The 24,752-nt window shown below is 32.2% G+C and carries 25 protein-coding genes and 2 pseudogenes; 22 read left to right on the top strand and 5 right to left on the bottom strand.

From position 1 onward, the window contains the following. Nucleotides 1-252 precede the first annotated feature (252 nt). Complete coding sequence (locus AC3WTI_RS05270; RefSeq protein ID WP_087956261.1) at nucleotides 253-405, bottom strand: YqbF domain-containing protein; 153 nt, start codon at nucleotides 403-405, stop codon at nucleotides 253-255. A 478-nt stretch (nucleotides 406-883) separates the two neighbouring features. On the opposite strand from AC3WTI_RS05270, the gene AC3WTI_RS05265 reads away from it, so the two are divergent. The 8 genes from AC3WTI_RS05265 to AC3WTI_RS05230 all read left to right on the top strand — a co-directional run bounded on the left by AC3WTI_RS05265 (nucleotide 884) and on the right by AC3WTI_RS05230 (nucleotide 6,133). Then, nucleotides 884-1,669, top strand: coding sequence for a class I SAM-dependent methyltransferase (locus AC3WTI_RS05265; RefSeq protein WP_087956041.1), 786 nt, complete (start codon nucleotides 884-886; stop codon nucleotides 1,667-1,669). A 69-nt stretch (nucleotides 1,670-1,738) separates the two neighbouring features. Further along, complete coding sequence (locus tag AC3WTI_RS05260; protein WP_000621879.1) at nucleotides 1,739-1,927, top strand: DUF3970 family protein; 189 nt, start codon at nucleotides 1,739-1,741, stop codon at nucleotides 1,925-1,927. A gap of 77 nt (nucleotides 1,928-2,004) precedes the next feature. After that, the gene (locus AC3WTI_RS05255) at nucleotides 2,005-2,970 is read left to right on the top strand and encodes a nucleoside hydrolase (RefSeq protein WP_087956042.1); all 966 of its coding nucleotides are present in this window, start codon (nucleotides 2,005-2,007) and stop codon (nucleotides 2,968-2,970) included. A 172-nt stretch (nucleotides 2,971-3,142) separates the two neighbouring features. Further along, a complete protein-coding gene (locus AC3WTI_RS05250; protein ID WP_000638306.1) occupies nucleotides 3,143-3,385 on the top strand; it encodes a GlsB/YeaQ/YmgE family stress response membrane protein in 243 nt (80 codons plus the stop codon). 77 nt (nucleotides 3,386-3,462) lie between these two features. Further along, the gene (locus AC3WTI_RS05245) at nucleotides 3,463-3,858 is read left to right on the top strand and encodes a hypothetical protein (protein ID WP_000847587.1); all 396 of its coding nucleotides are present in this window, start codon (nucleotides 3,463-3,465) and stop codon (nucleotides 3,856-3,858) included. A 126-nt stretch (nucleotides 3,859-3,984) separates the two neighbouring features. After that, complete coding sequence (locus AC3WTI_RS05240) at nucleotides 3,985-4,482, top strand: hypothetical protein (RefSeq protein WP_087956043.1); 498 nt, start codon at nucleotides 3,985-3,987, stop codon at nucleotides 4,480-4,482. 108 nt (nucleotides 4,483-4,590) lie between these two features. After that, complete coding sequence (locus AC3WTI_RS05235) at nucleotides 4,591-5,436, top strand: aminopeptidase (RefSeq protein ID WP_087956044.1); 846 nt, start codon at nucleotides 4,591-4,593, stop codon at nucleotides 5,434-5,436. 28 nt (nucleotides 5,437-5,464) lie between these two features. Continuing rightward, nucleotides 5,465-6,133: a YjgB family protein gene (locus tag AC3WTI_RS05230; protein WP_087956045.1), complete on the top strand. Its 669-nt coding sequence runs from the start codon at nucleotides 5,465-5,467 to the stop codon at nucleotides 6,131-6,133. A 75-nt stretch (nucleotides 6,134-6,208) separates the two neighbouring features. Here the strand turns inward: AC3WTI_RS05230 and AC3WTI_RS05225 are convergent, their stop codons facing one another. After that, nucleotides 6,209-7,435, bottom strand: a complete 1,227-nt coding sequence (locus AC3WTI_RS05225; RefSeq protein WP_097841140.1) for an MDR family MFS transporter — start codon at nucleotides 7,433-7,435, stop codon at nucleotides 6,209-6,211. A 101-nt stretch (nucleotides 7,436-7,536) separates the two neighbouring features. Between AC3WTI_RS05225 and AC3WTI_RS05220 the strand changes: the two genes are divergently transcribed. From AC3WTI_RS05220 to AC3WTI_RS05200, 5 genes are all read left to right on the top strand, one after another. Continuing rightward, a complete protein-coding gene (locus AC3WTI_RS05220; RefSeq protein ID WP_087956047.1) occupies nucleotides 7,537-9,270 on the top strand; it encodes an ABC transporter substrate-binding protein in 1,734 nt (577 codons plus the stop codon). A gap of 159 nt (nucleotides 9,271-9,429) precedes the next feature. Further along, nucleotides 9,430-10,053: a YhbD family protein gene (locus tag AC3WTI_RS05215; protein WP_087956048.1), complete on the top strand. Its 624-nt coding sequence runs from the start codon at nucleotides 9,430-9,432 to the stop codon at nucleotides 10,051-10,053. Nucleotides 10,054-10,066: 13 nt separating this feature from the next. After that, nucleotides 10,067-10,777: a bactofilin family protein gene (locus tag AC3WTI_RS05210; RefSeq protein WP_087956049.1), complete on the top strand. Its 711-nt coding sequence runs from the start codon at nucleotides 10,067-10,069 to the stop codon at nucleotides 10,775-10,777. An 18-nt stretch (nucleotides 10,778-10,795) separates the two neighbouring features. After that, nucleotides 10,796-11,503, top strand: a complete 708-nt coding sequence (locus AC3WTI_RS05205; RefSeq protein WP_087956050.1) for a cytoplasmic protein — start codon at nucleotides 10,796-10,798, stop codon at nucleotides 11,501-11,503. A gap of 23 nt (nucleotides 11,504-11,526) precedes the next feature. After that, a complete protein-coding gene (locus tag AC3WTI_RS05200; RefSeq protein ID WP_253621581.1) occupies nucleotides 11,527-13,080 on the top strand; it encodes an MDR family MFS transporter in 1,554 nt (517 codons plus the stop codon). 54 nt (nucleotides 13,081-13,134) lie between these two features. On the opposite strand, the gene AC3WTI_RS05195 is transcribed toward AC3WTI_RS05200, so the two are convergent. After that, nucleotides 13,135-13,455 (bottom strand): hypothetical protein, encoded by a 321-nt coding sequence (locus AC3WTI_RS05195; RefSeq protein WP_001062733.1) that lies wholly within the window; start codon nucleotides 13,453-13,455, stop codon nucleotides 13,135-13,137. 223 nt (nucleotides 13,456-13,678) lie between these two features. Between AC3WTI_RS05195 and AC3WTI_RS05190 the strand changes: the two genes are divergently transcribed. The 4 genes from AC3WTI_RS05190 to AC3WTI_RS05175 all read left to right on the top strand — a co-directional run bounded on the left by AC3WTI_RS05190 (nucleotide 13,679) and on the right by AC3WTI_RS05175 (nucleotide 18,117). Continuing rightward, the gene (locus AC3WTI_RS05190; protein ID WP_097841138.1) at nucleotides 13,679-14,458 is read left to right on the top strand and encodes a BC_2878 family exosporium-associated protein; all 780 of its coding nucleotides are present in this window, start codon (nucleotides 13,679-13,681) and stop codon (nucleotides 14,456-14,458) included. A 263-nt stretch (nucleotides 14,459-14,721) separates the two neighbouring features. Continuing rightward, nucleotides 14,722-15,492 carry a GNAT family N-acetyltransferase gene (locus AC3WTI_RS05185; RefSeq protein WP_097841137.1) on the top strand — a complete coding sequence of 257 codons (771 nt, stop codon included), beginning with the start codon at nucleotides 14,722-14,724 and terminating at the stop codon, nucleotides 15,490-15,492. Nucleotides 15,493-16,039: 547 nt separating this feature from the next. Continuing rightward, entirely contained in the window at nucleotides 16,040-16,735 is a 696-nt protein-coding gene (locus AC3WTI_RS05180) for a CsxC family protein (RefSeq protein WP_001975871.1), read from the top strand. A 125-nt stretch (nucleotides 16,736-16,860) separates the two neighbouring features. Next, nucleotides 16,861-18,117, top strand: a complete 1,257-nt coding sequence (locus AC3WTI_RS05175) for a BC_2427 family protein (protein WP_492304342.1) — start codon at nucleotides 16,861-16,863, stop codon at nucleotides 18,115-18,117. 218 nt (nucleotides 18,118-18,335) lie between these two features. On the opposite strand, the gene AC3WTI_RS05170 is transcribed toward AC3WTI_RS05175, so the two are convergent. Beyond that, on the bottom strand, nucleotides 18,336-18,767 hold the full coding sequence (locus AC3WTI_RS05170; RefSeq protein ID WP_060631217.1) for a GNAT family N-acetyltransferase: 432 nt from the start codon (nucleotides 18,765-18,767) through the stop codon (nucleotides 18,336-18,338). Nucleotides 18,768-19,600: 833 nt separating this feature from the next. Here AC3WTI_RS05170 and AC3WTI_RS05165 point away from each other — a divergent pair. From AC3WTI_RS05165 to AC3WTI_RS05150, 4 genes are all read left to right on the top strand, one after another. Continuing rightward, on the top strand, nucleotides 19,601-20,275 hold the full coding sequence (locus tag AC3WTI_RS05165) for a spore coat protein (protein ID WP_097841135.1): 675 nt from the start codon (nucleotides 19,601-19,603) through the stop codon (nucleotides 20,273-20,275). Nucleotides 20,276-20,644: 369 nt separating this feature from the next. Continuing rightward, nucleotides 20,645-20,845, top strand: coding sequence for a spore coat protein W (locus AC3WTI_RS05160; protein WP_000342253.1), 201 nt, complete (start codon nucleotides 20,645-20,647; stop codon nucleotides 20,843-20,845). A gap of 14 nt (nucleotides 20,846-20,859) precedes the next feature. Then, nucleotides 20,860-21,312 (top strand): spore coat protein, encoded by a 453-nt coding sequence (locus AC3WTI_RS05155; RefSeq protein ID WP_087956057.1) that lies wholly within the window; start codon nucleotides 20,860-20,862, stop codon nucleotides 21,310-21,312. Between the two features lie 475 nt (nucleotides 21,313-21,787). Then, entirely contained in the window at nucleotides 21,788-22,648 is an 861-nt protein-coding gene (locus AC3WTI_RS05150; protein WP_087956058.1) for a DegV family protein, read from the top strand. A gap of 33 nt (nucleotides 22,649-22,681) precedes the next feature. Here the strand turns inward: AC3WTI_RS05150 and AC3WTI_RS05145 are convergent. Continuing rightward, nucleotides 22,682-22,965, bottom strand: a pseudogene (locus AC3WTI_RS05145) (Lrp/AsnC ligand binding domain-containing protein); the annotation flags it as partial. Nucleotides 22,966-23,151: 186 nt separating this feature from the next. Here AC3WTI_RS05145 and AC3WTI_RS05140 point away from each other — a divergent pair. After that, nucleotides 23,152-24,735, top strand: a pseudogene (locus AC3WTI_RS05140) (M3 family metallopeptidase). Nucleotides 24,736-24,752: the final 17 nt, after the last annotated feature.

Genomic DNA, 24,752 nt, shown 5'->3' with positions numbered 1-24,752 from the left:
CTCGTATATAAAACCTCCTTATTTTATGTATTATTAGTAACGAACTTTTTTAGAGTCAGAGTCTATATTACGTGTTTCATGAGTGGATTTCAATCTTTTTGATTTGTAAAAAATTTGATGTGTTAATTGATAAAACAAGTAAGTCAAAATGTAAAAAACTTAAGATTAAATGTTCATTGAATGTAAGGGTAAATAAAATAAAAACATCAAGAAATTATCACAAGTAGATAATTTTTTGATGTTTTTTATGTTTTAAGCAGAATATTCTTCTTTACGTACTTCAAAAAATTCATTACGACTTAAGTAGTTATAGACTTTCTCGGAAACTTCTTCTTCTTCAGACATAAAGAAACGATGATCAAAAGCATAAAAAGATTGACCTTTAATTAATTTTACGTAGTATATTTTACACGCCCCCTTTAGCATAATTGAATTTACATACTATTATGATGACCTATATGCTTGTTACTCATACTTCGAGTTTCAAAGGATAGAAGCTAAACAAATTGAAAAAGCTTACAAAACTGTAATGTTGTTGTCACGTTTTCCGATAGTTCGAAATAAGTAAATCCTTCTATAATACAAATAAGTTACATAAAATAAGGGGGTAAAAAGATGGATGAAGTAATTGGAGAAGTTGTAGCGGGTATTTGTGAGTTTGTGGTGGAAGTAACGGCAGATGCTATTGGTAGCCTATCTTCAGGAAATGAAGAAAAGGAAAAAGAAACTATATAGAAAGCTAAAAAACTGTAAGACATATTCTTACAGTTTTTTTGTTTTTTCAAAGCAACATATAATCTGTCGAAAAGAGGAATTGAAAATATGAAATAGAATGTATTAGTTATCAGAATCGTGTAAATAACAATAGAAAGAAGATGATAATGTGAGTAAAGAAGAGCTTGTGAAACAGCGGTTTGGTAATAATGCGGAAAAGTATGTGAAAAGTAAAATTCATGCTAAAGGACCGGATTTACAATATGTAGTTCAACAAGTTGAGTCTCGTCATAATAATCGTCTTCTAGATATTGCTACAGGCGGTGGGCATGTTGCAAATGTATTAGCGCCATTGTTTCAAGAAGTAGTTGCTTTAGACTTAACAGAAAAAATGTTAGAGAATGCGAAAAATTTCATTATAAGCAATGGACATGAAAATGTATCTTTTGTTGCTGGAAACGCTGAAAGTTTACCGTTTGCTGATCGTTCATTTGACACGATAACATGCCGAATTGCAGCACATCATTTTACGAATCCAGCTCAGTTTATTTATGAAGTAAATCGTACGTTAGAAGATAATGGATTGCTTATTTTAATAGATAATGTTTCACCGGAAAATAATGAATACGATACATTTTATAATTTTATAGAAAAAAAGCGGGACCCGAGTCATGAACGTGCGTTAAAAAAAACAGAATGGATTGCCTTGTTAGAAAAGAATGGTTTGCAAATGCAGTCGTGTCTTACTTTTGACAAAAAATTTGAATTTGTCTGGTGGTGCGATATGATGAATGTACCGTTGCAGAAACGTATGAAGTTAACAGAATGTATGATGAAAACACCAGTTGAAATGCAAGAATTCTTTCATATTCAAATTGAAAATAATAAAATAAATTCGTTTTATATTGAAATGGCACTGTTTGTCTGTAAAAAAAGCGCGACATTAAAAAGATAAATTTCTTGCAGTCTTTTCAAAGTACGTTATACTTAGTACAGAGAAAATGAGAATTGAGGAAAAGTAATAATGATTCGCGTACGTATTGAAGGAACTGAAGAAGAAATGCTTGAATTTATGGAGAAAATGCCGGACATTCCTGGATTTGAAAAAACTCATATGAGAGAACCGAGAAAAGGAAATAATCCGAAATACGATTCAAGTAAAAATGTATTAGCATATTTATCTTATAAAAAGATTGAAGTCGCCAATAAATAGGCGGCTTTTTTAGTTTGCACTGTTTCACAGCCTTGTCTTTTTTACATAATATTAATAGTAGATCATGCTGAAGAGGGGTGAGGATAGTTAATAAGAAAATCATCTTTTTTGGAGATTTTGGTATTGACGATGCGGTAGCTTTAATTTATGCAAATAAAACATGTAAATTAGATATTATAGGTATTGTTGCTGAGTATGGAAATGTATCGCGAGAAATCGTAACGGAAAATGTGTATTTTTTAGAAAGATACTATGCTACAGAAGTAAAAATCATTGAGGGTGCAGCAAGGCCGATGACTGCTGAAGAACCTTTGTTTTTCCCTGAAATTCATGGGGAACATGGCCTAGGTCCAATTATTCCACCTGATATGAGGATTTGTAAACGGGAAAATTTTTGTGAATTAATTAAATTAATTGAACCTTGTCCAGAAGATATTATTATTGTAGCGACAGGCCGATTAACAACATTGGCGACGTTATTTTTATTATATCCAAATGTAATGGATAAGGTATGTTCGTATTATATTATGGGCGGTGCTTTTTTATTTCCTGGTAACGTTACTCCTGTATCAGAAGCAAATTTTTATGGAGATCCAATTGCCGCAAATATTGTAATGAAGTATGCAAAGAATGCGACTATTTATCCGCTAAATGTAACGCAAGAAGCACTAATTACTCCTGAAATGGTGGATATTATTAATAAAGAAGGAACAGGCCAGGCGAAACTTATTAAACCGATGATCGATTTTTATTTTGAGAATTTTTATAAAAAAGAATACCCGGGTATTGCTGGAAGTCCGATTCATGATTTACTTCCGTTCATTTCTTTTATTAATGATAATATTTTTGAATATAAAAAGTCAGCAGTTTGGATTAGTACGACAAATGACGTAACTAGAGGACAAAGTGTGGCAGACTTTAGAAAAATAGCCGAGCCAACAACATTTGATAATAGACCAATTCAAAAAATTGCAATGGGTTTTAACTATCCTGCATTTAAAGAAGAGTTTATGCGGACAATATTAAAGCCTGACTGTCCTTAATATGTGTATTACGAATAACATCAACCTCGAGTAGAAAAACTGGCTGTTCATTATTTTGAAATAATCTAATAGTTGATTTGTATGAATAACTACTGAAAAATGTAACATAACTAAGGATAAGCAATTGTTTCTTATTATATTTTGATTGGTGAAATATAAAGGAGGTTATCATATGATTTGGTCTTTAATTGTCGGTGGTATATTAGGATGGCTTGCGAGCTTAATTACTGGAAAGGACGTACCTGGTGGTGTAATTGGTAATATTATTGCTGGTATTATCGGTTCTTGGGTTGGTTCAAAATTACTTGGTAGTTTTGGTCCAGTCATTGGCGGATATGCAATTATTCCAGCTTTAATCGGTGCGATCATTTTAATTTTCATCGTAAGCTTCTTATTACGAGCAATGAGAAAATGAATGTAAGGACTGTTTACATTTGTAAGCAGTCCTTTTTATATGTTATGCTAGTATTATACAAACAGGAGGTGTCAGCATTGAAAACATTTACAGTAAATTTCCATCAAGAAGATAATGCTAAAGCGACAACAGTACATAAATTAAGTGAAGAGGACTTCAACAAAGCAACAGAAAAAGGCACTCGTCATCTATTTGATTTAGATACAAACGTTGGCTTCTTCGTATTCTTTGATGCAGAAGATGCAGAAGGAAACGATCAATACTTAATGTTACAATATGAAGGTGATCATGAAGAGCCAACTGCGTGCTACGGATTTGATTTAAAACTTTACTATCAATTTTTAGCACTATACTTGAATGATCTTGAGTTCCAAGGTGAAACAGACGAAGAAGAGGAAGAGTATGGTCCAATTCATCATTTAGCTCATTTACTTTATCATATTGTTGAAGATGGTAAGTCAATCGAAGTGTAAAAATACATATATAAAGCTGTCCTTTTTGGACAGCTTTTTTATTTTCTAAAGCCGAATATATAAAACTTTTGCTATAATCTTATATATATATAAATAAATAAATAAGATGAATAGGAAGTGAAGTATTTGTTTACGATTGAGAACTATAAAAATTCTTTAATAAAAGAATTAGATGCAAAATCCTCTGATTTGATTGAAAGGTTAAAAGCAACGACAGAGCTGAATTATTATAAAGAAATAGATTTGTTAGATTTTATTGCTTTTGTTCAGTCATTTGAACTGTCTATCGTTATGTTTTCAATGGATGGAGATGCGAATGAAGTCTTTTATGAAGGAACTGAAGAAGGAATTTTTTCTGGTAGCTATAATGTAATGGATGATAGTACATATTTTACGTTTAGTAGTGAAGAATCTGATGAATTTTGGGATTTTTACGAAAAAAATGATGTGAAGTTATCTGAAATTGAAACGAAAGTTATAGTAGAATGGTTTGCGACTTGCTGGAATAAAGCTGGTGGTAAGAATGTTAAATTACCATCTTACTTTGGTTTTCATGATTATGATGAATGTTACGATTTACATAGTAGTAAATGGATTTCTGATGGTGATAAATGGTTTGAGTGAACAAAAAAAGCAACAAGGAAGGCTCATCCTCCTTTGTTGCTTTTTCTACGTTTTAGGAAGGATTGCGGTGTATATGACGAGAAGGGACATATAAGGAGATGGGGAAAAATGATAAATAATACAATTCCAAGTTTTTTAAAATTATGGGGAAGTGACGATGTAGAATTAGAAGTTCTTAATCAATATTTCATTTCGCATCCCGAGGTATTTGAAGAATACTTTAAGTATCATTGTCCTAAAACGAAAGAACGTCTTTCAAGTGCCATTAAACAATATTCCGCGAAACTAGAAGATATTCATATCATTGCAGAAACATTACCGAGTATTATTCAAGAGATAACGAATGAATATCATAATAAATATAACTTTGATGTAAATATGAAGTTTCATTTATTTGTTGGAGGATTTGGCTCTAATGCATTTGTAGAAAGGGAAATCATTGGAGACATATTTTTTGCAGCAGAAAAATTATCTCCAGATGTAAATCATCTTCGTGTTATTGTCGCTCACGAAATAGGCCATATCTATCATAATGTTAAGTTACAAAATGATGGGATAGATTGGAGTAAAGCCGAGTGGGCCGACGCAACAGTTAGTTTGTATCGCGAGGGTGTTGCAACCTATTTATCAAAACAAATTATGAAAGGTTTAAATGAATCAGTGTATTACTCATATAACGATGATGGTGAACATTGGTTACAATGCTATATAGAAAATGAAGAACATATAAAGAAACGTTTTTTGGAAGATTATATAGAAGGATGGACGTTAGAAAAAGAGAAAGAGTGGTTCTGGTTATCTGGCGGACAATATTTTGGATACAACCGACTTGGTTATTTTTTAGGAACAGCTTATTTAGAATATGTTGTGCAAGCATTAGGAGAGAGTGAAGCATTTACTTTTTGGAACAAACACGATTTGAAAAGTAGTGTAATGGATTGGTTATCAAGATGAATAAGATTATGATAGGGGGCTGAAATGTATGAAAGTGTATGTAAAGGTAGTTATATTATTACTCTCTTTTACATGCCTATTTTCATTAGCAGCATGTAAAGGGACAGATGAAAAGAAGGAAACAAACCAAACATCAGAAAATAGTAAAAACGAACAGAATAATTCTTCTGAAGACAAGAAGAAGCTTGAAGCAGAATCAAATAATGAAGGATCAATAAAACCAAAGACAGATTCAAGCACGAAAGATACAGTAATAAATCAAAAATCAATTAACCATGTTAATGATTTGTTCGAACTAGCGAAAGAAGGAAAAGTACCTAACGTTCCGTTCGCAGCACATACAGGAGATATTGAAGACATAGAGAAAGCTTGGGGGAAAGCAGATAAAACGGAGCAAGCAGGTAATGGAATGTACGCTACCTTTACAAATAAAAATGTTAGCTTCGGTTTTAATAAAGGCTCACAAGTTTTTGATGTACGCTCCTATCATGCAGAGCTAAAATCAATTACATTACAAGAAATAGAGAAAGCATTAGGAAAAGCAGCTTTAGTTAAAGTAAATGGGGAGGACAAAATATATGTATATAAAGTAAACAATCAGTTTGAGTTAAAATTCATTATTCCAAAATTGACTGGTAAGGTAAATCATATTTCGGTATTTTCGCCAGAAGATAGTATTAATAAAATGGCAGGGTAAAAAAGGATGTCACAATAGTCTTGAGACTTTTGTGACATCCTTCTTTTTTACTGTTTAAAGGATTAAGAAAACAGCTTATAAAATATGAGGAGTATGCTCCGAAATGTCTTTTTTTAGTTTATTATGCTCAAGATTTTGAACAAATAGAGCTTGCATAATGCCTCCGGCTATTAAGAAACAAGCACAAATATAAAATAGCATGCTACCATTTAGTTGACTTAATAATACCGCACCAAGTACAGGACCACACGTTCGAGATATATCCCAATGTAACCCGTAAATTGAAAAATACAATCCACGCTTATCTGTAGGAGCGATTTCTGAAACGAATCGAAGTAAGTGGTTTAAAGCGATACTTTCACCAATGACTAAAAAGAGTAATGTGAAAAATAGTGACAAGATTGTTACTGAAAATCCATAGCCAATTGCAGCTATCGTAAAGCAGATGTAAGAAATAAGTATTATTTTCGTCATGGAAAATCGTTCAGACCATTTCACGAGGAAAATTTGCAGAATGATTTCCATAATAGCTTTGCATGTTGAAATAAAAGCGAGTATGAATACGAAATCTGGAAACATATCTTTAGCGAAAATGCGATAATTTGTCTCAGTTTGTGCATAAAAAAAGCTAATAGGAAGTGTAGTAATCATAAGTCCCAAAACAGCGTAATGTTTGTGTACAAATTGTTTTGGAGATGATACTTCAAATTTTGGCTTAGGTTTTGTAAGTACTGGAGCGGTTTCTGGGAGCTGGGTCCATACAACTACTGCATATACCATAAGTGTAATGCTTTGCATTATAAATAAATATTCAGGATGAGTACGATAAAAGATAGCACCTATTATTGGACCAATTACGGAACCAATTGCAGCCATGGTGTGCAAAAGAGCAAAAATCTCTGCTTGTTGTTTTTGTTTTGTTAAATCAGCAATTTGTGCACGTTGAGCGGGAATATATAAGGAACGGCCCACCCCATTTATGACGTATAACAATGCAAATATAAAAACAGATTGAGCAAATACGAAGCTGCCAATTGCAACGCCTTGCAGCAATAAGCCGAGTAACATAATTTTCTTTCGCCCATATTTATCAGTAACTCCCCCAGCAATAAGTGTAAATACGATGTCTGAAAGAGGTTGTAGACCGAAAATGAGCATGGTTATTATTATATTACCGTTTAACATTGTATTAACGTAAATAATCATTATGAGAGCTAACATGGACTCAGTTGTTCGGGTTAAAAATTCGCCGCACAATCTTATAATAATGGGTTTGTTATAACGTAGTAAGAGATTGTTCAATATTAATTCCTCCTTTCTATATTGAAATGATAAGATGAAAGGAGAAATGGAAAAAGGGTAGAAACAAATGGGGGTATTTTTCACCTTTTAGGGGGATTATGATGTTTATTTTAGATCAATATATTGAACTATGGTATGCCTATGGTAAAGGGAGACGAGAAGGAGAGCAATTAGAAGTAACAGTACAGATGATAGCAGAAGCATTATTTTGTACGGAGCGTAATAGTAAATTAATTATAAAAAAATTAGAAGAGTTACATTGGATTACTTGGTTTCCAGGGCGCGGGAGAGGGAATCGTTCTAAATTAATATTTCAAAAGCATCCGATGACATTAATTTTAGAGAGAGGAAAAGAACTAACGAAAAAAGGTGATGTGAAAAGTGGAATCTCATTTGTGGAACGCTACAGCTCACAATTTCCTGTAGTAAAGAAAGAGTATGAAGTTTGGGTAGATTCCATATTTGGTCATCAAATAGAAAGGACACCTGAAGGAAGAAAAGATGTTCTTCGTTTACAAGTACAAATGAAACTGGACATCTCTTTAGATCCGGTTTACGCTACAATGAGATCGGAATGTCATATGGTTAAACATATTTTTGATACACTCGTATATGTAAATGAGGAAACAAACTCTATTGAACCAAGGCTTGCTTTTCACTGGGAATATAATGATGCTGACAAAGTTTGGACATTTTATTTAAGAAAAGGTGTTTATCTTCATAATGGAAAACGACTTACTGCACATGATGTTATATATTCATTGAATCGATTTATGAAAGCCGAAAACAACCCACACGCATGGATGTTGCAACATGTTGAAAATGTCCGAGCAGTTGATGAATATGTTGTTGAAATTGGATTACATACAGAAAATAGGATATTTTTACATATGCTTAGCGCGGAACAATGTTCTATCGTACATGATGATGCGGGAAACTTCATTGGTACAGGGCCTTTCCTATTACGAGAGAAGAATGCAAATTTATTTGTACTAGAAGCACATAATTTATATTATCGTGAAAGACCTTTTCTTGACCGAATTGAACTAATGAATGTAGAGCAAAGTGTAAATACGTATGACGTGTTAGTAAAGGCGCAATATAAAGATAAAGAAAAACATAATAAAGAAATTTCTCGACTTGAATCGAACGTAACATATGTAACGTGTAATCTTGTAAAAGAAGGGCCAATGCAAGATGAGCTATTTCGAAAGGCGCTATATCAAATTATTCATGGCGATAAAATTGTTCAAGAACTCGGCGGAGAACGTGGAGAAGTGGCAAAGAAACTAATATTAGCAAATGAAAGCATAGTAGAAACTGAGGAAGATATAGCTTGTTTAATGAAAAGGAGTACGTATCATAATGAAGTGTTACAACTTTATACATTTACAGGAAAAGATCACATAGAAGATGCACAATGGATACAGAAAGAGTGTGCGAAGTACGGGATCCGTGTAGAAGCTAATTTTCTTGAAATAGAAGAGTTATTGGAAATGAGTACGATACAAAAGGCTGATATGATGCATGATAGTGCAACTATTAGCGAACGAATTGAAGATAGTCTTCTATATATGTTTCTTACAAAAAATAGCTTTATTCATGGGCAAAGCAGCATGGACTTTCATAAGACATTGTCCTTTTATTTTAAACAAGAACAATTAGAGAAAAGAGTTACATTGTTACGCGGTATTGAAGACACTTTGTTACGTCACATTCATATAATTCCTTTATACCGTAACAAACAACAAGTAACTTCTCATGAAAAAGTACAAAATATAATGATTAATTCACAAGGGTGGATTGATTTTTATGAAATATGGTTTACATGTTGATATATAAGGGTTTTTACGCATTTTATTAGATGCGTGAGAACCCTGTTTTTGTGTATGAAACAGGGTTGTTTTACACATTGTTACGCTACTTATGATAAAAGTCTATTTACAGCGTAACAGTGTTATGTTACATTGTTATCAGGAAGGAGTGTTATACAGTTGAGTACAGATTTAATTTCAAAAAAAGATTTATTAGAGCTAACTGGTATTTCATACGGACAGTTATATAGATGGAAAAGAAAAAATTTAATACCGGAAGATTGGTTTGTACGAAAGTCAACATTCACGGGTCAAGAGACATTTTTTCCGAAAGAAAAGATTTTAGAGCGTATTGATAAAATCCAAACGATGAAAGAGGATTTATCACTTGATGAACTAGCAAATATGTTTTCACCAAGTGTAAGAGAAATCCTTTTAACAAAGGAAGACATATTACGTAAAGGGATTGCATCAGAGCCAGTTTTACAATTCTTTATAGAACAAACGAATAAAACAACAGAGTTTCAGTTTGCAGATATTCTGTATGTGTATATGTTAGAAGAATTATTACAATCGGGAGAGATTAGTTTAGAAGAAGGAAAAATGGTCTTGCAAGTATTATGTGAAAATTATGAAGCGATTAAGTATAAAACTTGTGATTTAATTATCGTCCGAAAGTTAGGGATTTCTACTTGTTTCTTAGTTTCAAACGTAGACGATTTAATTTTTGAAAAAGGCACCAAAATTGTTTTACGCGAAGCGATTATGAAATATACCGAAGCATTAAAAACGAAACTATTGTAGTGGGGGAGAAATTATGCGTACAGAAAATTTAATTATAAATGGTTACGGTTCATCGAATGGCGGCGAGTTTCATAAAGTGCAATTAAATGGAAAAGGGACTGTGAATGGAAATGTTGAATGTGAAAAATTTGAATGTAACGGTTACGGTGCAGTTACTGGTGATTTGAAAAGTAGCAGTGCACGAATTAGCGGATCTGGTAAAGTCGATGGCACAGTTCATGCTGAAACGATGCGAATTGATGGAAAAGCAACTATTACGAAAGATGTGAAGGCAAGCAGTTTGAAAATTGCAGGAAAAGGTACGATAGGTGGGAATGTCACTGGTGAAGAATTTAAAATCAATGGTCAAGCGACGATTGATGGCAACTGTGAAGTGGATACTTTTTCTTCTGATGGACAGTTTACAATTGGTGGATTATTAAGCGCGGATGAAATAAATATAAATATTCACGGTACATGTCGAGCGAAAGAAATTGGTGGTCAAACGATTAAAGTAAAACATAGGATGGGTACTTTTAGTAGACTGTTTAAATCAGTATTTGGTTTACAATTAGAAGCTGAACTGTTAGAAGGTGATAATATCGATATTGATTATGCTCACATAAGAACGGTAAGAGGAAATAATGTTACAGTAGGACCGAACTGTGAGATTGAACTGGTTGAATATACGGGTGTTCTAACTGTTGATAAAAGTGCAAATGTAAAAGAAATAAAGCAGGTTTAATAGGAGGGAGAAAGTAATATGGAACATTCACATAGTCTTACTGTCAATGGTTCTGGTAGTTCAGCAGGCGGGGATTATAACAAAGTGAAGATACGCGGTGAAGGAACAATTTCTAATGATATGAGCTGTAATGAATTTAAAACGTACGGCACGAGTGAAGTACGCGGTAATATGAAAGTGAAAAACTATGTCGTGTATGGTGATAGTGAAGTACAAGGAAATGTAACTGCGGAATATGTAAAAGTATATGGAAACACACAAATGCATAGTGATGCACATATTGAAAAAACAAAAGTAAGAGGTATGATAGAAGTTAAGGGAAAGTTTACTGGTGATTTCGTAGATGTGAAAGGCGCTTTAAATGTGAAAGGAGATATTGAAGTAGAGGAATTATCACTAACGGGTGGTCTTGAAAGTGATGGATTACTTAATGCTGAAAATATTGAAATTTCACTTCGTTATGAAGGGAGCAAAGTGAGAGGAATCGGTGGTAAAAAGATTTCTGTTCGTAAAAAAGCGAGATTTATTCCATTTACAAGTCATGCTGGAAGCCTCCAAACGTCTATCATTGAAGGAGATGAAATTTATTTAGAGCATACTATCGCTGAAGTAGTAAGAGGAAACAACGTTACTATTGGTCCAGGGTGTGAAATTAGTGTTGTAGAATATCATACTATCTTTAACCAAAAAGGTAATGCAGTTGTAAAAGAACATAAACAAATATAAGTAGTACGAGGGAGAGCAAGATTATGGTTGAGAAGAATAATAAGCTCGGCTTTGTTGTGGCGGGCTTATTGCTAGGCATTTTAATGGCATCAATGGATAATACCATCGTCGTAACAGCGATGGGAACGATTGTTGGTGACTTAGGAGGCCTTGAAAACTTTGTATGGGTCGTTTCTGCCTATATGGTCGCAGAAATGGCAGGTATGCCGATATTCGGTAAACTATCAGATATGTATGGCAGAAAGAGATTCTTTATTTTCGGTTTAATTGTCTTTATGATTGGTTCGGCACTTTGTGGTACTGCTGAAAATATTACACAGTTAGGTATTTATCGTGCCATTCAAGGTATTGGCGGCGGGGCATTAGTGCCGATCGCGTTTACTATCGTTTTTGATATTTTCCCTCCAGAAAAGCGCGGGAAAATGGGTGGATTATTCGGAGCGGTATTTGGTTTATCCAGTATTTTTGGTCCATTACTTGGTGCGTATATTACAGATTATATTAGCTGGCACTGGGTATTTTATATTAACTTGCCACTTGGCGTTTTAGCACTTATTTTTATTACATTCTTTTATAAAGAGTCACGAGTTCATAGAAAGCAAAGAATTGACTGGTTTGGTGCAATTACTTTAGTTGGTGCAATTACTTTAGTTGGTGCAGTAGTTTGTTTAATGTTTGCTTTAGAGCTTGGTGGACAAAAGTATGATTGGGATTCTAGTTTTATTTTAAGTTTATTTGGTGGATTCGCTATTTTAATTATTGCATTTATTTTTATTGAACGAAAAGTAGAAGAGCCAATCATATCATTTGAAATGTTTAAACAGCGATTATTCGGTATGAGCACTATTATTGCATTATGTTACGGTGCTGCGTTTATGTCAGCAACTGTTTACATACCGTTATTCATTCAAGGGGTATACGGCGGGAGTGCAACAAACTCAGGACTATTACTTTTACCGATGATGTTAGGGTCAGTCGTAACTGCGCAATTAGGCGGATTTTTAACGACGAAGCTTAGCTACCGAAACATTATGATTATTTCTGCTGTTATTATGCTAATTGGACTATTCTTATTAAGCACATTAACGCCAGAAACAAGTCGTGCATTATTAACAGTGTATATGATTATTATCGGATTTGGAGTTGGATTCTCATTCTCTGTACTAAGTATGGCAGCTATTCACAACTTTGGTATGGAACAGCGAGGATCTGCGACTTCAACGAGTAACTTCATTCGTTCGTTAGGAATGACACTAGGTATTACAATCTTCGGAATGATCCAAAGAACAGGTTTCCAAGATCAATTAGAAGAGGCGTTTAAAGGTATGAGCGGGGGAATGAATACAAACGCTTTAGGAGATTCAAGAGCTATTCTATCAGAATCGGCAAGATCTCAAATTCCGCCACAAATATTAGATAAAATTATTGACGCTCTTTCTAGCTCTATTGTCCAAACATTTATGTGGGCATTGGTACCAGCTGGTTTAGCATTCATATTTATTTTCTTTATGGGAAATGAGCGCATGGTTATTAAGAAACAACAAACGAATAAAAAGAGTGAAACATCAAAAGCATAATGAAAAAGCTCCTTTCCAATTGGAAGGGAGCTTTTTCGTATGTACGGATTTAGATTAGCCTTCGATGATTTCGTATTCTTCGTCTGCTAATAATAAAATTTGTGTTTTCTTACCTTTGTTTTGTACTTCGATTACATCGTAAGCACCTAAGTCTCTTACTTTGCTTTGAGAAGCGTTAACCATAACTTCAATAGAATCAATTAAGATATCTTCTTCAATGTATGATTCAGGCAATGCCATATCTTCAGTATCTAATACACATGCGTATAGATTTTGTAAGTTTTCAGCAGTCGGGTTTTGTTCCTCAACATCAATAATGTTTTTTACTGCTTCCATATTTTCTTCTTTTGCTTGGTATACTTTAATTTTAGCCATTATTTTAATCTCCTTTATAACGTAATCGTAGAGGCTACACTTCATTATAACGTTTTTTTCATGAAAGATGAAATTGTTATATGTATTTATAGCGAAAAATATGTATGATTCCTTGGTGTTAGTGTAAATTCCTTCCGTTAAAGTTATATTGTCCAAGCTTTTCTCATACTCCGCTCATATTATATGTATTAGATAAAACATATAGGGAAGGGATGGGGTGTAAGTGGGTTGTGAGCCGAAACGAAATTATCGATGTTGCCAAAATAGCATTTGTGAATTTTTACGAAGTCTAGAGCCTTTTACAAAAGTTCAGAGTATTGTAATTGCCGGAAAAGGAATTGGTGTATCTTATTTTCTTTCATTTAATAAGAGGAATGGTATCGTATCCTTCGTACAAGAGGACAATGAGGTTATCTTTGTAGATTGCTCTAGGATTGATGCAATTCGAATAGGAAAGGTTTGTAGTTGTAAAACGAAAGTTAAATTTATTGAAGAGGATTTTTGTCTTCTTGGAAATGTGTGTCCGCAATGTTTAACGGAGGGAAGTACGCTCTTTTTCGACTTTCACAATCCAGAATTGAATGTATCACTACAAGCAAAAACGATTGATGCACCTAGTTGTACTGAATTTATAGATGAGATGGGGAATGTCGTAAAACAAATTACTATAATGGGGGAAGCGATTGTTTCTAAAGATTTTGTTCAAGTGCCTGAACTATTAAACTTTCGGTTAGTTTTATCTGATACGGCTGCGAATCCTTTAAAGTTTGGAATACTGTTCATTAATTTCCCTGATGTTACGATTATTATTCTTTTCGCATCGAGTGGATACCTCAACATTTCGAGATGTTTGAAAATCGAGAGTGGAACTGGTAATGCGGAGATAGAAGATATGAAAAAGATGATATCGAATGACGATAATACGTACACATCAGTTGTTAAAGTGACTAAAATATATAAAAACGGAGGAACAGAATCATTTGTTAATAAGAATGAGTCATAACATATATATTTAAAAGAACCCTTAAACTAATGTTGAGGGTTTTTACATAATAAAAGATTTTAGATTGCGAATTATTATGAAGTATATTATCTGTAAACCTTTTTACTGGACAGTCTTTTACCTATTATTAGATGTTATAATAATTTTATATTTATGAATAATTTATAAATATATGGAGTGTAGTAGACTTTTGCTTATATGTAGAATAAAAGGACTTATAAAAAAGTAGAAGTGCATTGATTCTAAAGAAAGCAGGAATGTAAATGATATATGAAGCGAATATACATACGAGAGAAAAATTAGTTACTATATTCGAGGATTTCAATAACGTTGTTTTACTTTCTTATTTACAAGGACATATGGGTACCGCCTGGGTAAATGATCTTGAAAATCCAACAGTAGCGCAAGTTACGGTAGGGATTTTCACATTTTACGCTGGGGATTCGAATGCAAAAGAAACAGAAGAATTAGTACGTAACATTCCTGAGAGAATGTTAGTAATCGTAAATAGTGAAGAGTGGAAAAAGCGTTTAGAAACAAGTTACGAAAGAAAAATAGATAAGTTTTTACGGTATAAATTCAAACGTAATGCGGAAGGTTTTGATCGTTCAAAATTACAATCTTTTATATCAGCGCTTCCAAAAGGATACGAGTTACGAAGAATAGATGAACATATCATAAATAACCCTACATTACATAAAGTCTCTGAAGATTTTACAAGTCAATTTCAATCAGTGGAAGATTATATAAACCGAGGTATAGGATATAGTATTTTGTATAAAGGAGAAGTTGTATGCGGTGCATCATCATATAGCATTTATGATAATGGGATTGAAATTGAAGTGGCGACTGATCACAATCATAGAAGAAGAGGATTGGCAACTATAGTTAGTGCGGCGTTAATCTTGGACTGTCTAGAAAAAGGAATATATCCAAACTGGGATGCTGCGAATACTACATCTGCTAAACTAGCTGAAAAATTAGGATATGTTTTTCATAAGGCGTATGATACTTATTTTGTGGATAATAGATGAATGGGCAGAGAGTGTAAGATGTTTACAAAGTAAAGAGTTTAAAGGGAAAGACAGATAACTAGAATGTTTTGATAGAGTTTTTAAAAACTCTATCAAAACATTAGAAAATAAAATAATTAGTTCAATAATAAGAATATTTTATAATATATTGAGTGTAAAAACTGGCTTTTTTAGTCCGTTTTTATTTTTTATAAAAAGATAAATTAGTCGTGACCTTCTATTTTGTGGATATTAAAAAGTCGGTAAATGGTTCTTATTAAATATTATCCTTTGTTAGATGGAATAAAAGACTCTTGAAAAATTAATTTTGGAACACCTATTAGCTCTAACAGAAAAAAGTCGAGACCTTCTATTTTATATAGATAGATATCAGTATAGGCTCCTTTTATTAATTTATATGTTTTTAACTATAAAGGGGAAATGAATCTCTTATTTTGCAAATGATAAAAGTGACTATGATACAAACCCACGCATTAATAGAAAAAGTACATATACAGTATAGAGAGTTGAAAAACTCTAATTTTTTTTATAAAGGAGATTATATATTATGAGTGAACAATGTCCAATTAATGTACCATGTCAGGTGGTAGGACAAACCCAAACACCATTAAGTGATGAGGCAGCAGCACCAATTCTTACACCAGGAGCACCGATTGTAAAAATTCCAGTGGTATTAGCCGAAAGAACAATTCAAATTGTTGTAGAATCAGATGTTCCATTAGCACCTGCAGCATCCGAAATTAAACGTGTGTTAAAAAACGTATTTTTAACACAGTGTAAGTTAGTTCCAGTAGCATTCACTCCAGTACCAGGTACAAATTATCGCCGAGTTACAAGAGCAAAGTTATTTGTACAAGGATATATTCGTAAAAACATTGAATATGCAGGTAGTGGATGTAATTCAGTACTATTTGATCGTATCGCAAATGTTCCATTTTCTGGTTTTGCAGATTTAACAGAAACAGATTTTCTATCACTAGCAATAGTAGCTGCTTCCTCAGATACTACATCTCACTTTATTAATCCTAATAACGGTGACTTACCACGTTTAGACAAATACTTCTTTGAAAATACTGTTTTTTATAATGAACAACCATATTGCGAATTAGTTAGCGCTCAATTTTTTGAATTAGACTTCTCTCCTTGTCCAACAGAATTAAACGAATCATTTGAGACTCTTCGTGAGAAAATTGTACTGGATCTTACTGTGAAAGTTTTACAAGTGCAACAAGTACGAGTGTAAAACTAAAAAAGCATTGTCTTTGATAAAAAGACAATGTTTTTTTTCGTTTTATAAAACATATATAATAATGAAATGGTCGCGTACAAAAATATATTTTTATGAGTTTCATTGGTGGGGGGATGGTGATGAAAAATCCATGGGTTGGTAAGAAAATATGGAACAAAGTTTACAAAGGAGAGATACTGATTGATCAAGAGCAATCTCATGAAATAAGAGAAAATAAGAAAAGTAAACAAACAGATTCAGAGAAAAAAGAGAAAGCAATACAAGTAGAGAAAGAAGGTAAAGGACCAGAACGTAAGGTGAAGGCAATACAAGCAGAAAAGGAAAATAAAGAAACAAAGTCAAAAAAAGAAGAAAAAGCAATACAAGTAGAGAAAGAAAGTAAAGTAACAAAGTCAAAAAAAGAAGAAAAAACAATACAAGCAGAGAAAGAAAGTAAAGAACCAGGGTCAAAAAAAGAAGAAAAAGCAATACAAGCAGAAAAGGAAAATAAAGAAACAAAGTCAAAAAAAGAAGAAAAAGCAATACAAGCAGAGAAAGAAAATAAAGAACCAGAGCCCCAAAAGGAAGAAAAAGCAAATGAATCTGAGAAAAAAATTGAAAAAATTTTCCTAGGAAAAGAACATAAAACGAGTGTATTAGAGGGGAAAAGTATAGATTCTGAATCAAAAATAGCGAATTCAGAACGTTCAATAGAAGTGAAAACCCCATTTTCTATTATTTCAGATGTTACTAGTTTTAAAAAATCCCCTAATATGAATGTGAAAAATCAAGAAGTATATGTATTTCGTAATGAAGAAGATGCAAGAGGGCGTGAGCTGGATTCTACGTTACTAACTACAATGGAATATTATCATGGAGAGATTGATTGTAATTTAGTTTCTTCAAACCTACATGAAAAGAGGGTACTTTTAGAACTTTCTAATCAAAAAGAAAAAGGGAATGTTGAAGAGGGTTGGGTAGGCTCATCTTCATGGATTCCTATCCACGGTATAATATTAGAGAAGGAAGTTGAAGCAGATGTAAATAATTATATAACTGCGAAATTACCAATTGAAATAGGGAGGTATAAAGGTGAAATTAGTCTAATAGAAAAGATCGTTTTTAAAGAAACAGTTATAGAAATAAAAGAAGTATCACAGGAAATTATTGTAACAAACAAAGAATTCTTATTGCCAAAAATAATAAAGAAAGGAAAAAATCCATCTATAATTGAAAAAGGAAGCTTACGTGTAGAAGGTTATATATTTCAGTGTATTGAATTTACATCAGAACAAAGTGAAAATCATGATAAGATCTACCAGTTAATGCAAAATATTATATTGGAACTAAACGTCCAATTATTACAAGAACAGGAAGTTCGTGTGCGAATTACATAAATGATTATTTCACTATCAATCAGTTGAATTTTTTTAGGAGTTTGTAATAGAAAAACACAAAAAGTGCTAGCAAGTCTGCAAACAAGCTAGCTAACATGCATTGGAAGTGAAATACTGCCAATGTAGTAATTAACAATACGTTAATTAACTAGGTGAAACGTGATAAATCTATTTTTACATGTGGGGAAATACAAGGTGTTAAATCCTAATTTAGAAACTCACAACTTAAATAGTAAAACATGTTTATCATAAGTATCCAAACACCAGTTATATTTTTTTAGAATAATTGGATGGATAACCTCTTTTGTAGCATCAACTTCAGTAAAGCCATATTTCTTATAAAAGTTTTCTAATTCCTCAAAAGGAAGACAATACACATTTTTTACTTGTAATTTTTTCGCAGTTTCTACTAAAAATGATACAAGTTCCCCAGCTAAATGTAACCCTCTAAATTGAGGGAGAATAAAAATTCCACCCATTTCTATAGTATCATCATCTATTTGGACTAATCGTCCCACACCTGCATACTCGTTGTTGTATGTAATGATTGCAACTTTATCTCTTTTTAAATCACTTCGTACAAATCCTATTGAGTCATATTGATTATTAATCCATTCTAAATCGTTAGATGTAGCCATTTGAATACTCATAGACATCCTCCTTCGGAATACTAGCACTATCTTTATTATATAAAACATAAGATGCTATATCAAAAGAACCTTGATATAGCACATTTGCTAAATTTGTTAGTTGAAGGTGTGGATTTGCTGGTATTAAAATGATTACTTCAACTAAAAGAGGGTAAGAACCTTGTGAATTTAGTGTAAAACTATTTCGTGTGTTTGGTAACGCATTATTATTTAAGCGTATAGAGTTTATAGGCTTATTTTAATTGGTGTAGCTACTATATTGTTGGAACTAGTAAGGAAATATAATAATCACCAGCCTGAGTGATAAAAATTGTATTAGGATTTAGAAAAAAAACCTCCTGAAAAAGAAAAGGGATTTAAAGATAAGAGCACTTCGAAAAGTGCCCTTCAGTAACGACTACTCATTCTAAAAAGAAAGGATGCAATATATCATATGAAGTTAAGTGTATTTAATTATGGGCCTTTTATATAAAAGTTTTATTTTGTTCCGAATAAAAAGGCGGTTGTTTCCGCAACCACCTTTCAGTAAAACAAAGCACTTTTTATGAAATAAATTATGGATGATCCCTAAAAAGGTTATAGGATATACCCACATTTTTATAACTAAAGTGACGAACTTAGGTTATAAGGAAGGAACAATTATATTGTATGAAATCTATTCTAGAGTAGTCACAAAGAAAGTTGTCTTCTTATTAGAAGGCAGCTTTTTTTATTAGAAAAAGAAGTAGAAGATTAAGTTACTTGTCCAAACAAATTTTAAAAAAATACATAAAATGCTAGTAGTTAGTCGATATTTTAATATTGCTAATTTTAAGACTAAAAGGGGTGATTTTATGTGTGAATGTGAAGTTTGTAGAAGAAAGAAAAATCGGGATCCATTAAACCGGGAGTTTGAGCCGAAAAAACGAGTTCCTGAGCCAAAAAAAGAGGATTGCGAACCAAAGAAAGAGGATTGTGAACCAAAAAAAGAGGATTGCGAACCAAAGAAAGAGGATTGTGAACCAAAGAAAGAGGATTGTGAACCAAAGAAAGAGGATTGCGAACCAAAGAAAGAGGATTGTGAGCCAAAAAAAGAGGATTGCGAACCAAAGAAAGAATATTGCGAATCATTAAATTATTATTCGTTTAGTAAAAATGCAAATTTTTTTGAGGAAGCCATACAAACAGATGAAATCGATCAAATTTCTGAGGAATATATTGAAATAGTTGATTCAGCAGATGTACAAGTTACTACTACAGATACAAAAGCTGCGTTATCTATCCAAGCAGCATTACAAGCAGCTATTGTGGTTGTAGTAAGTATTTCTATAGCAGATAGTGAAAAGGCAGATAAAATAACACAAGAATTATTTCAAAAATCATCTATTAAACAAATTAATAGACAAAAAACATTTATTAAAAATTCCAGAAACGTAACCGTAACAACTACGGATACAGATATTGCAGTGAATATTCAAATTCTCCTTCAAATTTTATTAGCTTTATTAGTTAAACTAAACATTTTATAAAGTATCTATTCCATTGATATTTAGCTATAAGGTTTCACACTAAGTAAATGTTTTTTGTTGTAATATGTGGTACAAGCTTGGATTTCTTATTATGACTGAATTAATATTCAAGATAAATGAAAAAGCAAGTGTGGAAAACTACAAATAAAGATGAAATACATTATTTAATAGTAAATGAAACTTATATTTATGTGAAGTGAAGGAAAGAAAGCTGACTTCTTATTAGAAGCCAGCTTTTTGAAGTTATTAGTAAAAAAAGTAGAAAATAGAAGATTAAGTTACTTGTCCAAGCAATTTTTATTAAATTACATATAATGCTCTTAGTTATTTGAAATTTTTATAGAAAATTGATTGGAGTGAATATTATAAATGGATGATTTAAACAAATTTTCTTCCTTTAAGTTTGATAAGGATCAAAAGAATATAATCATAGACCTTTTACTCTCAGATATTTTTAATAGGCATGGGATAAATGAAGAAAAACTAAAAAATTTATCGCCAGAAAAAAAGCAGCAAATTAAAAGTATTGTTTCTGAAATACAATCACAAGTTAATAATTATTTAGATTGAAAGGGGGTGAACGTATGGAAAAAACATGTCATTCAGATGAAAATAAAAAGTGGAGTGCATTAGATTCCTCAAATCCTCATCCGTCTTTTAAAAATGCTAGCGTTTCAGAAGCAGCTGCGCAAGAAAGTAAAACTTATCAAATTTCTGAAGAATCTATTATAATTGTTGATTCAGCAGATGTAGAAGTTACTACTACAGATACAAAAGCTGCGTTATCTATTCAAGCAGCATTACAAGCAGCTATCGTGGTTATAATAAGTATTTCTATAGCAGATAGTGAAAAAGCTGACCGTGTAGCACAAGAATTGTTTCAAAAATCATCTGTTAAACAAGTTAATAAACAAGAAACTGTTATTAGAAATTCTAGAAATGTTACAGTTACGACTACGGATACAGACATAGCAGTAAATGTTCAAATTCTTCTCCAAATTTTATTAGCTTTACTAGTAAAATTAAATATTCTATAAAATATTTAACCTGTTTTTTTATATATGCTGCTTCTTAGTGATAAATATTCACTGTTTTAATTCTAGTACAGGCTATAAATATTAATCATAACTGGACTAATATTTAACATCGCCTAAATAATAATGTAAACAAACAATGTGATGGAAAATAAAGTTTGGTTATTTTTTTAAAAATTTAAAAGCCGTTTCCTTTATTGGATTTGGCTTTTAAATTTTAAATAGCATAAATTTGAAAAGACCATATTGAATTAAAAAATAAAAGATATAAATGCAAAATAATCATAAAATCATTTGTGTTATAGAAAGAATAATAAATAGTTAAAATAGAATGATTTTTAGTAAAGGTTCAAGTTTTGAAGAATAGTGCATACAATATAAAGTGTTTTCCTTTCTTCATTTAAGTTTTACGTATATAATTTAAAAGTACTATTTTTATTTTATTATTTTATATTTATAACAGAATAGAGGTTTAAAAATGGGTGTTAAAATCATTACGGATAGTGCGGCGGATTTACCAGTAGAATTGCTGCAAGCATATAATATTGATTTAATTCCACTCCGTGTTTATGATGAAGCAGAAACAGAGTATCTAGATGGAGTTACATTAGAGTCAGTTACATTATTGCAAAACATGAGAGAAGGCGCTGTTTATAGAACGTCATTGCCTTCACTTGAAACTTTCCAAGAAAAATTTATTTCTTATGCAAAAGAAGGTAATCCTTGTATATATTTAGCTTTTTCATCTGAACTGTCTGGTACATATCAATCGTCAGTTGTTATTAAAGAAGAAGTGAAAGAGACATATGCTGATTTAGATTTAGAAATTATTGATACGAAATGTGCTTCGCTTGGTCAAGGGCTTGTCGTACTAGAAGCTGCTAAAATGGCGAAAGACGGTGCATCAAAAGAAGATATTTTAAAACGTGTTGATTTTCTAATGAACCACATGGAGCACATCTTCACTGTAGCTGACTTACAGTACCTTGTGAAAGGCGGACGTTTAAGTAAAGTAGCTGGTTTTATCGGTGGTTTACTAAACATTAAGCCGATCTTAAACGTGGAAGAAGGAAAACTTGTACCACTTGAAAAGGTACGAGGGAAAAAGAAAGTATTAAGCCGTATTGTTGATATTATGGAAGAGCGCGGAAAAGGCCTTAAAGGTCAAACAATCGCCATGACTCACGGTGATGACTTAGAAACAGCTGAAGCGTTAAAAGCATTAATTACAGAAAGATTTGGGTGTGAAGTATTTATCGTAAATACAATTGGAGCAGCAATCGGTGCGCATACAGGACCTGGTGTGTTAACATTGTTCTTCTTAAATGAGGTAGAGTAAAGGATTGATCTTTTGATCAATCCTTTTTTCTTATTAATCAGTAATAATTGGTCGATACGGTATTTGTGAAGATAAAATCATCGAAGTTTTAACTGTTCCAAATGGTATAACGATATCAATTAATTCCTCTAATTCTTTCATAGAGTGAACCGCTACTTTCACCTGTTACTCGATGACATTCGAGTATTCTATATTCTTCGTTGATTTTCTCCTCAAATTTTTCACAAGGAATCTTTAGATTTTCAATTCTTAAAAATGCTTGAATTGATTTTTACAACTTCATCTAATGATATACGTGCGGTATATTTTTCAATTATTCAAGTAACTATATTGTTTATCTGTTTATGTTTATGTACGTTTCAGTGCAGAAGAAAAGTGTATAAATAAAACTGTGTCTATAGAAATCTAAATATTAAAAGATATTAAAATTTTCTCGTTTCATATATAATTATGTAGGGAGAAATATCTGTAACTATTTGTAAAAATAGGAGGCGGCTATAAAAATGCATGAAATTGCTAGGTGGGATTTAGATCAATTGTATCAGGTTGAGGATATTCTAACTCCAATATTGGAATTGAAAGAACAATATTATGAGAGAACAGATGTGGGGGTCCTTTCAAAACTTATACAAGCTATTGAAAAAGCAGAATACTATTTGTATTGCCGATCGGCTGAAGAAAGTGTTTCATCTGAAAATACTATATTGACTGTGAAGGTAAAGGAACTAAAAAGCGAAGTACAGCAGGTAATAATACAAAGTGAAGTGGAAATTACCGATAATACTAGATTAATAAAAGATGAACTAAGTGCATGAGAAAATATGTACATACAATTAAGAAATAAGATAGAAATAGAGTACAATAATAAGCAATTATTATTTGGCCAAGCAAATAATATTGCGATGAATAGTAATAATGAAAAGGAAAGATTAGAAGTATTCGAGTTATTAACAAGTGGTTTACATAAGGACAAAGAAATCTTCGCTACTGTCTTAAATCAAATAGGGAGATTACGCAATACAGAGAGTAATGAATTAGAAGATAGAGAGATTTTAACGCAATCCCTACATTCGAATGGTATTTCTGAAACTGTATTATTACAAATGTGGAATGTCACAGAAGAAAATCTTGATACATTAGTAAGTGCTTTAAACGTGTATAAGAAGGAAGAAGCTTCGATTACATGGCATGAATTTATGACTGTAAAGGAAAATAATGAGGTTCATATCCCTTTTTCAGTAGCAGTTCAAAACATATACGATGCGTTTGAAAATATAGATAAAGAATTAGCAGAATTTGCACGTAATGCAATAGAGAGAGGATGGATAGATGCGGAGCCGAGAGATAATAAAGCACCAGGCGGGTTTTGCGCTCCTTTCTTCAGTGAGAAAGAATCGCGAATTTCAATGCGTTATGATGGAAGTAGTGATAGTGTAAGAGTACTTGCGCACGAACTAGGACATGCTTGGCATTTTTATAATATGAGCTTTGAACAATCAACTTCTTTTTTAGATGATTATTTGCCAATGAGTACAGCAGAATCAGCGTCTATATTCTTTGAAACCGTGCTTATAAACTATCTAATTCAAACAACAGATAGTATAGATATAAAAAAGTCATTGCTTAGTTGGAAAATAAGAAACAGTTTTAATTATGTAATGGCAATACGAGCATCATTTGAATTTGAGAAGAACTTTTATGAAAAGTGTAAAGAAGGTCCTTTAAGTGCTGATGAAATCGAGAAATTATCTATAGTAGCGCAAGAAAAAGCATACAGGAATGCATTATCACAATATCAGCCGCTTGTTTGGATGAAATATGTTCAGTTTTATATTGCAGATGTTCCTTTTTATAATTATCCATACACATTTGGGTATTTAGTTAGTTTTAGTTTATTAGAAATAGCTCAAGAAAGTAAAAGTACTTTTCATTCGAAATATAAAGAATTCTTACGAGAAACAGGAAAAGCTTCAGTGGAAGAGCTTATGAAAAAACATTTTGAAATAGATATAACAAGTTATGCATTTTGGGATAAAGCTTATAAACAAATTTCTAAAGATATTGATGAATATTTGAGGCTTATTTAGAGTGAAGAAGGAGACAA

It is taken from the genome of Bacillus sp. EB106-02-03-XG38, assembly GCF_058792175.1.
Note: the sequence above shows the minus strand (reverse complement) of the source record. Positions and strands in the feature narration are given on the sequence as shown.